1 pseudogene is annotated in these 267 nt (G+C 41.6%); it reads left to right on the top strand.

What is annotated here, in order from left to right:
* A pseudogene (locus tag AAEY79_RS15095) lies at positions 1–267 on the top strand (hypothetical protein); the annotation flags it as partial.

Here is a 267-nt window from a genome sequence, read left to right as displayed (position 1 = left end):
GTACCCGATTATCAATACCCTCTCTGAGCACGGTGGGGTTAATCGCGGGGTATGTAGCATTGCTGATGGAAAGCTTGTTGCAGTGACGGAATATTTAAATATTCAAAAAGAGTCTGCACATATTGTTGGAAATAATCCGCAGGGCTTGCGTGAAAAAATTAGCCAAGATGCGCTAGGATCTATGAGTTTTTGGGGGCTCACGCCGTGCTTTTTTGATTATTTGCAACAAGGTTTTGAGACGTTTTTACAGCAATATAACGTTAATAC

This window comes from Psychrobacter sp. GW64-MNA-CIBAN-0177, assembly GCF_040309585.1.
Classification (GTDB): domain Bacteria; phylum Pseudomonadota; class Gammaproteobacteria; order Pseudomonadales; family Moraxellaceae; genus Psychrobacter; species Psychrobacter okhotskensis.
The sequence above is the reverse complement of the archived record's forward strand: the minus strand, read 5'-3'. Positions and strand labels throughout refer to the sequence as shown.